Raw genomic sequence first — 7,891 nt, 5'->3', positions numbered from 1 at the left:
CCCCCAGCCGCCAAACCGCCGAGCTTCAGATCCGTGCCGCCCTTCTCAACCGCTTCACCGCCCTCGGCACCCCCGAGACCAAGCGCGTTGCATAAAGCCGACGGGGGTCAGGGGCAGCTCGCTCTTACGCCGAATTGCTCAACAGAGCCCTTTACGATAGTAGATTCGCGTCAGCTTGAACGTGACTACTATGAATCTCTTGGTCGTTGGGAGAACAAGCTTAGGAGAATGTCAGCGCTAGATTTGAGATACTGGTCCTGCCCCACCGCTTTGTTTGATCGCTCGAAGCCTGCCTCATTGGTCCAGCAAGGGGACGACGGACTTCCGAAGCCACGCGTCAAAGGGATGATTGCTAAGGCAGCAGGCGTGCAATTCTTCGAGAAGGTGGGCATTGACGTAGCAGAATGGAATAGCCGACTCGGGCGAACTCTTTTCTTCGGCAAAGCTGTGTTAAGACTTGTATATCATTGGTTCTGCTCGATGAGCCGAGGCAAGGCAAGTGCGCGAACAGTCAACTTTGAGACGTTCTGTAGTACGCTCGTGTTGAACCTTAGACACGACGGTGCGGGCGGTGACAGGGACTCCTATTTTGATGCGGAGATCCAAGAGTGGCGCGGCTTTGTAGGTTCATAGTCTCGGTTTAGACGTGGTCGCCCGGCCTTAACTTCCCCCGTCTTGCCTTCTCTTCCAGCCGTTGCCGCATGCTCTCCAGCGTAGGCTTCGTCAGGCCCCGCCGCTTCGGGACCGCCAGCGCTTTGCGGACCAGTTCTGCGAGCCTCTTCCGGGTGATCTCGCGGTTGCGTGCCGAGTGGCGGGTGTTCTCAACGCGGATCAGCAAAGCCTTGAGCGCTCCACCCGTTAACCCGCCCTTAACCTTCCCCTGCTACACCTACCCTCATCCGGGCCCACCCCCGGCCCATCCCGATTCGAGTTCCCGCATGTCCCGTCTCCCCCATTATCCCGAGGTCCCCCCTGGGCGCGCTGCCCGGGCCGGCCTTGCGCGGCGCGCGAATGCGCGGCGGGGCGACGCCTTGCGCGACCGGGAGCGACCATGACGAGGGTCAATCGGGGACCTTCGCACGCCCGGCCTTCACATCGCTGCGCCTTGCCTTGGCCTCGAGCCGCCGCTTCACGCTTCCCAGCGTGGGCTTCGTCGGCACCCGCCGCTTCGGCGTCACCAGAGCTGTCCGGACCAACGCCGCGAGCCGTTCGCGGGCGATCTCGCGGTTGCGGGCCTGGTGACGCGTGTCCTCGACGCGGATCAGCACGGCCCCGGAGCCCTCCTCGCCCACCCAGCGGCTCCCCGCGAGGCGACGGAGGCGGGCCTTGACCGGCCCCGTCAGCGACGGCGACCGCTCGGCCTCGAAGCGGAGCTCCACGGCGGTGGAGACCTTGTTGACGTTCTGCCCCCCGGGCCCCGAGGCGCGCGTGAACTGCTCCGTCAGCTCCCAGTCCTGGATCGCCACCGTGTCGCTGATGCGCAGCACGTCATCCCCTCGTTGACTCGACTCGGGGCTTGGCCCCATCCCGGGACGGATGATCGCCTCGCCCGCCCGATATGGCCTTCTTGCCGCGCTCGTCCTCGGGGGTCTAGCGGTCCTCGCGGCGCAGGGAACGCGCCTCGGCCTCCTCCCGGCGCTGCTCCTCCTGCCGCTGGTGGCCTGGCCCTGCTGGCTGGGGCTCGCCTATCAGGCGGCGATCCGCAAGGCGCAGGCCCGGTCGCTCCTGCAGGAAGGCGAGGCGCCGTGGTGGGGACCCCTCCTCGGCGGGGCGGCGTGGCGGCAGGTGCTCGCGGCGATCCCGGTGTCGCTCCTCGCCGCCTGGAGCGTGGGCTGGACGCTGATCGCGCAGGGTTGGGCGGGCCTCGGCTGGGTCGCGGCGACGGGGGCGGTCCTCTATCCGGTCGCGGGCAGCCTCTCGCAGCATACGAGAGCCCTCAAGCCCTACGCGCGGCTCCGCCCCGTGATGAGGACCGCACCCGTGATCACGGCGGCGCTCCTGACCGGCGTCTGGCTGCTCCTGGGCGGCCTCGTCGCGCTCGGGGAGGAGACGTTGGCCGAGCGGATCGCGGCCGAGCCGCACTACGAGGGGGCCTCGGCGCTGCTCGCCTGGGCGGTGGACGCGACGGGCGTGGTGAACGGCGCGCGCGTCTGGGGGCTCGCCTTGGCCGAGGGGCGCGTCGGGCTGGTGGCGACCCTCTGGAGGGTCGCGGCCGGCTTCGGGCAGTTCTGGCTGATCGCCGGGGTCTTCGCAGGCCTGCTGCTGCCCCGCGGCGAGGGACGGCGCATCCTCCGCGCGACGGACGCGGACGAGCCTCCGCCGGCCGGTCCGGCCCGAGCCGCCTCGGCGGCGTTCCTCCTGACGCTGCTGGCGGTTGCGCTCGTGTCGCTCCTGGCCCGGGCCGAGGCCTGGGCCAGCGCGCGGCAGCGACCAGCGACGATGGCCGAGATGCCCGGACTGGTCGAGCCCGACGATCCCAGCGGCGCGCCGTCGCTCCCGGGCGCCATCGAGGCGGCCCCGGTCATGATCCCTCCTGGCCTGCCCAGCCCAACGGCCGTGCGCGAGGCGGTCGAGGCGGAGCGGCTCGGCGACCTCGCCTGCCCCGAGGGGACCTTCGCGGGCCTCGTGGCGCTCGACGACGGGCTGCGGGTGCTCCTGGCCTCCCAGCGTGCCCGGATCGAGGGCGCCGCCCGAGCAGGCTTCGACGCAATGCGCGCGAACGTGCCGGCTTATCTCGACTGGTACTACTCGCTCCCCGCCGAATACGCCCGCACCGGGCATCTTCTTGTCGGCGACGCCGGCGGCTATCTCGAGGCGCGGTTCCGCGGCGCGCTCGAAGCGGGCGATCCGCTCGGACCTCTCCGCCTCGCCGCCGGGGAACTCGACGGCAACCCCGCTCGGATCGCCGAGTGGAGGCAGGCGCGTGAGGCGCTGCTTGGGGCCTGCGCCGACGCCTCCCTGCCCGCCGACGACCTGGCTCTGGTCGCCACCATGACGGCGCCGGCGGCGATCCTGACGGAGGGGCCCGCGATCGAGTCCCTCGATCTGCGGGCTCGGCTCGGCCGGGCGAGCCTGGCGGGCGTCGGCGGCGGGCTCGCGGGGGCGCTGATCGGCAAGACCATGGCCAAGCTCGTGCTGAAGGACGCCTTCGGCCTCGCAGCCGATGCCTTGGCGAAGCTCGCGGTCGGCAAGGCCACGGGATGGTTCGGCGGAGTCCTGGCCGGCGCAGGAGGCGGCGCCCTGGGGGGCAGCGTGGTGCCGGGCGTGGGGACCACGATCGGCGCCGTGGTGGGCGGCGTGGTGGGCGGGGCCGCCACCTGGGTCGCCACGGACTACGCCCTGCTCGCGCTCGATGAGGCGGCGTCGCGCGACGACTTCGAGGCGCAGATCCTGGCCGCCCTTGAGGAGGCGGAAGCGGAATTCCTGGCGGCCCTGTCGCCGCCCAGTTGAAAAGGGCCGCCCCTTGCGGTGCGGCCCCCTCGAAAGTTCAGGAGGTGGGGTCGGTTAGACCATCAGGTCCACCCGGGCACCCGGAGGGCTGAGGGCTGCCTCAGCCGCGGATCCCCCGCGCTGTCCCGACACCTCTCTCCAGGTTCTTTCTCGACACTGGATCACCTCCTTTCTAAGGGTTTCGCCTGACTCCCAAGATGGGAGTTTTTCCCGACCTGTCAAACCCCAAGTTCAGACGGATGACGCTCAGCTCACGCGTTGTTGCAGACGCATGGTAATGAGGCGGTACGGGACCATGGTGATCAGGGCCAGGGCGATCTTGACACCAAGGTCCGCGAGGGCGAGCGATACCCAGACCGGCGCGTCGGGTCCGATGCCGAGGAGCGGGGCAGGCCCCTGCGCCCAGCCGGCGGCTTCGTTGGCGGCGGCGGGGAAGACGAAGCCCAGCATCGCCGCGAAGGCCAGCGAGAAGAAGATCAGCGTGTCGAGCGAGGAGGACACGAAGGTTGAGGTTATGGGGGCGCGCCACCATTCCCGCTGGCGGAAGTAGTGGAAGATCGCCACGTCGAGGAGCTGGGCCGCGAGGAAGGCCGCGCCCGAGGCGACGGCGACGCGGAGCGGCACGGCGGGGCCGGTGGCGAGGCTGACCTGCGAGCCCACGAGCGAGCAGACGACGCCGGTGAGGAACCCCCCAGAACACCACGATCCGGGCGGCGCGAGGGCCGAAGGTCCGGTTGGTGATGTCGATCAGGAGGAAGCTGAACGGATAGGTGAAGGCGCCCCAGGTCAGGAGGCCCCCCGCGATCACGAACTGCACGAGGATGTTGGAGGCCACGACGATCGCGGCCATGGCGAGGATGGCGGGAAGGAGACGCATGGACGGGTCCGTTTTGGCAAGGGTGCGGCGACTTGGCCCCGGCGACGGGGCGAGGCCGCATACGCTCCTGGAACGCGCCCGTCAATCCGGCAGGCGGTAGTCCACGAACTGCGTCTCCTGGAAGAAGAAGAGGTTGTCGTCCGAGATCATCGTCGCCCGCAACCCCTCGCCGTCGGACCAGACGTCGAGCCCCTCGAGGTTGTCGTGCGCCCCGGTGGAGCTGGTGAGGAGGATCTCCTCGCCGGTGCCATCGACGTCGACCCGACGCAGGCGGCTCCGGAAGCCCAGGCCGGTGAAGTCGCGCTCGAGGACATAGAGCCGGCCGTCCGGCCCGACGTCGGCATCCGTCACCGCGAAGCCGTCGCGGACGGGCAGGCGGAAGGCCACGTCCCAGGCGCCGTCGCGGAAGCGGTAGACGCGGAAGGCGCCCTCGCGCCGGAAGGGCAGCTCGGGGATCGCGTAAAGCGTACCCCTCGCGTCGGCGGCCAAGGCCTCGAGCGCGGAGTTGGAGCGCAGCCGTTCGAAGTCGGGATGGCTGGGGATGAGCGACGGCCGGGCGCCGTCCGGGTCCTGCCGGCGGACGCGGGCGCTGCCTTCGAAGCTGATCCAGACGGTGCCGTCCGGGCCGATGGCGAGCCCCTCGCTGTCGGCGCGAGAGCCCGTCATGGGGTCGCCCTGGGGGTCCAGGAGCGGCTGGGGCCCGCTGGCCTCGACGCCGGTGACGACGCCCGCGTCGTCGCGCGTGAGGTGCCCGAAGACCAGGAAGGCCCGATCGCTCAGGGCGGTGAACGTCGTGCCGTCCGTAGACAGGACCAGCCCCGAGAAGCCGCCGAAGCCCGACCAGGGCTCGTGCCAGACATGGGTCCCGAGATAGATGGCCTCGCCGCCCGTGGTCCCCCCGGCGGCGGGCGGGAGAAGGGCCGCGCCGAGGCCCAGCGCGGCGAGCGCCGACCAGAATGCGGCCTGTCCCACGCCTCAGCCCCCGGACAGCACGCCCATGCACTGGCCGGGGAGGTCTGCCAGGGTCAGGTCACGCCGGGGCTCGGCCGCGGGGGCGTTGGGGTCGGGGGGCGGGGGGTGGAGGATGTTGTCCACCCAGGTCTGGGCCTCGGCGCAGCCGTCGCCGGCGGGGATCGGATCCTGGTCGGCGCAGCCGGAGGCCCCGGCTGGGCAGTTCAGGCGGACGTGGAAGTGGTCGTTGTGCCCGAACCAGGGGCGGATCTTGCGCAGCCAGGAGCGGTCGCCGGTGGCGGTCTGGCACATGTGCACCTTGGCGCCGGGGAAGAGGAAGATGCGGGCGACGCGCGGGTCCTCGGCGGCGTGGCGCAGGAGCGCCTCGTGCTCGGCGTCCCAGCGGTCGTTGACGTAGGCGCCCCCGGCCCGCTGCATGTCGATGGCGGAGATGTCCTCGCGCTCCTGCGCGGAGAGGTTCAGGCGGCTCGGCGGGTTCATCCAGACGTCGATGTCGAGGCCGGTCTGGTGGCTCGCGTGGCCCGAGGTCATGGGGCCGCCGCGTGGCTGGCTCATGTCGCCCACGTAGAGGCCCTGCCAGCCGGGGAGGGTTGCGGCGAAGCGGCTCAGGTCCTCGATGAAGGCGACGGTCTGGGGCTGGGCCCAGTTGCGGTTGCGGGAGAGGCGCATGGCCTGCCAGGTGGGCCCGGTCTCGGGCAGTTGCACGGCGCCGGCCTGGCAGCCGCGCGAATAGGCGCCGATCGGCTGCGACGGCTGGGAGGAGGGAAGCGGGACGCCGCCGAAGACGCGCTTGGCGACCATGTCGGTGTGCATGGCGCCCCGGACGGGCGGGGCCGGAGGGGCCGCGGTGATCTCGGCCACGCCGCCGCCGGCACAGGCCCCGAGGAGCAGCGTCAGGGCGAGGGCCTTGAGGGAACGGTGGATCATGGAGCTCGGTCTCCCTGAGGTCGGACGAAGGCTAGCAGCCGGAGGGCGACGAGGAAAAGCAGGATCACGGGGACGAAACCGAGTTGTGTCGAACCTGTGATCGCGGTGGACGCGGCGATCAGCGCGGGGGCGAGGAAGGCGGTCGCGCGCCCCGTCAGCGCGAAGAGGCCGAAGGCCTCGCCCGCGCGCTCCGGGTCGGCGTGGCGGACCATGAGGGTGCGCGAGGCCGAGTAGATCGCGCCGCCCGCGCCGCCGATGAGCGCGCCGCAGAGGTAGAAGAGGAGGTCGGGGAGTCGCGACCCCGGCGCCAGGGGCAGGCCGAAGATCGCTTCACGCGAAACCCCGACGATGACCGTGCAGACGGCGATCAGCGCCCAGCAGGAGGCGAGGATCACGGGCTTCGGTCCCAGGCGCTGGTCCACGATCCCGCCCGCCCAGGTGATGATCGCGGCGGCGATGGCCGCGACGATGCCGAAGACGCCGATCTGGATGACGCTCCAGCCCAGGACCAGCGTCGCGTAGATGCCGCCGAAGCTGTAGAGCGCGCCGAGCCCGTCGCGGTAGAGCATCGAGGCCACGAGGAAGCTCAGGAGCGAGGGGCGGCGGGCGGTGTCGCGGAGGGCGGCCTTGAGGTCGCGCCAGACCTCGCCCGGGGACGGCCGGTGCGTCGGGGCGGGGAGGTCGCGGACCCAGAGGAAGAAGGGGATCGTGGCGAGGACGTACCAGATGGCGATGAAGGGACCGACGCTGCGGGTGCCCTCGCGCGCCTGAGCGTCGAGGCCGAAGGCCGGGGGACGGCCGAGGAGGGTGCGGCCGGTGTCGTTCTCGGCCAGGAACAGCAGCATCAGGAAGAGCGCGGCGACCCCGCCCCAGTAGCCCAGCGCCGCGCCGGAGCCGGAGATGCGGCCGATCCGTTCCGGCGGGGCGAGGGAGGGGAGCTGGGCGTTGTTGAGGTTGAGCGCGGATTCGCCGGCGATGAAGCCCAGCCAGAAGAGGACGAGGACGGGAAGGAGGTTGGTGCCGTCGGGGTAGAGGAACCAGAGGGCCCAGGCGCAGGGGACGTAGATCAGGGAGAAGGCGGCGATCCAGGGGAGCTTGCGGCCCGAGGCGTCGGCGTAGGCGCCGAGGAAGGGGGCGGTGAGGGCGATGACGACGCCGGCGAGGGTCTGGGCGATGCCCCAGAGGCTCTGGGCCTGGGCGCCGGCCTGATCGGGGGGGGCGCCTTGGGCGCGGAAGACGCCCTCGGCCACGTGGGCGAAGTAGGGGGAGAAGATGAAGGTGAGGCCGAGGGTGGCGTAGGGCTGCTGGGCGAGGTCGAAGGCCATCCAGCCCCAGATGCGCTTTCTCTGGCCGACCATGCCTGTCCCCCGGTTCAGGGGGACCAGAGAACGAAACGCCGGGGAGGGCAAGGCGGGCGCGGCGGCTTCGGGCGGGGATGGTGCGGGGGCGTCGTCCCCGGGGGCCGCCTTGAGACCCAAGGAGGAACGGGCTCCACAAATAAATCTAATCCCGCGGGGCCTCTGGCTTGCCCTGGGCGGCGCGGGTCGCGCCGGTGTCAGGGGGACCAGTCCGCCTCTTCGGCGGGCTTGAGTCTTCTGGAAGGAGGCGGGGAGGATCTCCCGTCCTGGTATGTGGCCGCTTGGCGTTCGCGCTGTTGCTGTCCCC

5 protein-coding genes and 1 pseudogene are annotated in these 7,891 nt (G+C 71.0%); 1 reads left to right on the top strand and 5 read right to left on the bottom strand.

All coding sequences use genetic code 11. The features are described 5' to 3' along the window. Nucleotides 1-1,061: 1,061 nt before the first annotated feature. Nucleotides 1,062-1,487 (bottom strand): alternative ribosome rescue aminoacyl-tRNA hydrolase ArfB, encoded by a 426-nt coding sequence (arfB, locus tag RUMESO_RS23450; protein WP_037284618.1) that lies wholly within the window; start codon nucleotides 1,485-1,487, stop codon nucleotides 1,062-1,064. Nucleotides 1,488-1,536: 49 nt separating this feature from the next. On the opposite strand from arfB, the gene RUMESO_RS23445 reads away from it, so the two are divergent. After that, nucleotides 1,537-3,450, top strand: a complete 1,914-nt coding sequence (locus RUMESO_RS23445; protein WP_037284615.1) for a hypothetical protein — start codon at nucleotides 1,537-1,539, stop codon at nucleotides 3,448-3,450. Nucleotides 3,451-3,696: 246 nt separating this feature from the next. On the opposite strand, the pseudogene RUMESO_RS23440 reads toward RUMESO_RS23445, so the two are convergent. The 4 genes and pseudogenes from RUMESO_RS23440 to RUMESO_RS23425 form a co-directional block, all read right to left on the bottom strand. Continuing rightward, nucleotides 3,697-4,327: pseudogene (locus tag RUMESO_RS23440) on the bottom strand (queuosine precursor transporter). 81 nt (nucleotides 4,328-4,408) lie between these two features. Continuing rightward, nucleotides 4,409-5,299: an esterase-like activity of phytase family protein gene (locus tag RUMESO_RS23435; protein WP_245639404.1), complete on the bottom strand. Its 891-nt coding sequence runs from the start codon at nucleotides 5,297-5,299 to the stop codon at nucleotides 4,409-4,411. Between the two features lie 3 nt (nucleotides 5,300-5,302). Then, nucleotides 5,303-6,226 carry a penicillin-insensitive murein endopeptidase gene (mepA, locus tag RUMESO_RS23430; protein ID WP_037284612.1) on the bottom strand — a complete coding sequence of 308 codons (924 nt, stop codon included), beginning with the start codon at nucleotides 6,224-6,226 and terminating at the stop codon, nucleotides 5,303-5,305. After that, the gene (locus RUMESO_RS23425; protein ID WP_037284609.1) at nucleotides 6,223-7,584 is read right to left on the bottom strand and encodes an MFS transporter; all 1,362 of its coding nucleotides are present in this window, start codon (nucleotides 7,582-7,584) and stop codon (nucleotides 6,223-6,225) included. Before RUMESO_RS23425 ends, mepA begins: the two co-directional genes overlap by 4 nt. Nucleotides 7,585-7,891: the final 307 nt, after the last annotated feature.

This window comes from Rubellimicrobium mesophilum DSM 19309 (assembly GCF_000600335.2).
GTDB lineage: Bacteria > Pseudomonadota > Alphaproteobacteria > Rhodobacterales > Rhodobacteraceae > Rubellimicrobium > Rubellimicrobium mesophilum.
This window is presented reverse-complemented; position numbering and strand designations above follow the sequence as displayed.

Excerpts from the sequence above, each read along its gene's own strand:
- RUMESO_RS23445 (WP_037284615.1), top strand. The coding sequence starts at position 1,537 with ATGATCGCCTCGCCCGCCCGATATGGCCTTCTTGCCGCGCTCGTCCTC.
- mepA (WP_037284612.1), bottom strand. The coding sequence starts at position 6,226 with ATGATCCACCGTTCCCTCAAGGCCCTCGCCCTGACGCTGCTCCTCGGG.
- RUMESO_RS23425 (WP_037284609.1), bottom strand. The coding sequence starts at position 7,584 with ATGGTCGGCCAGAGAAAGCGCATCTGGGGCTGGATGGCCTTCGACCTC.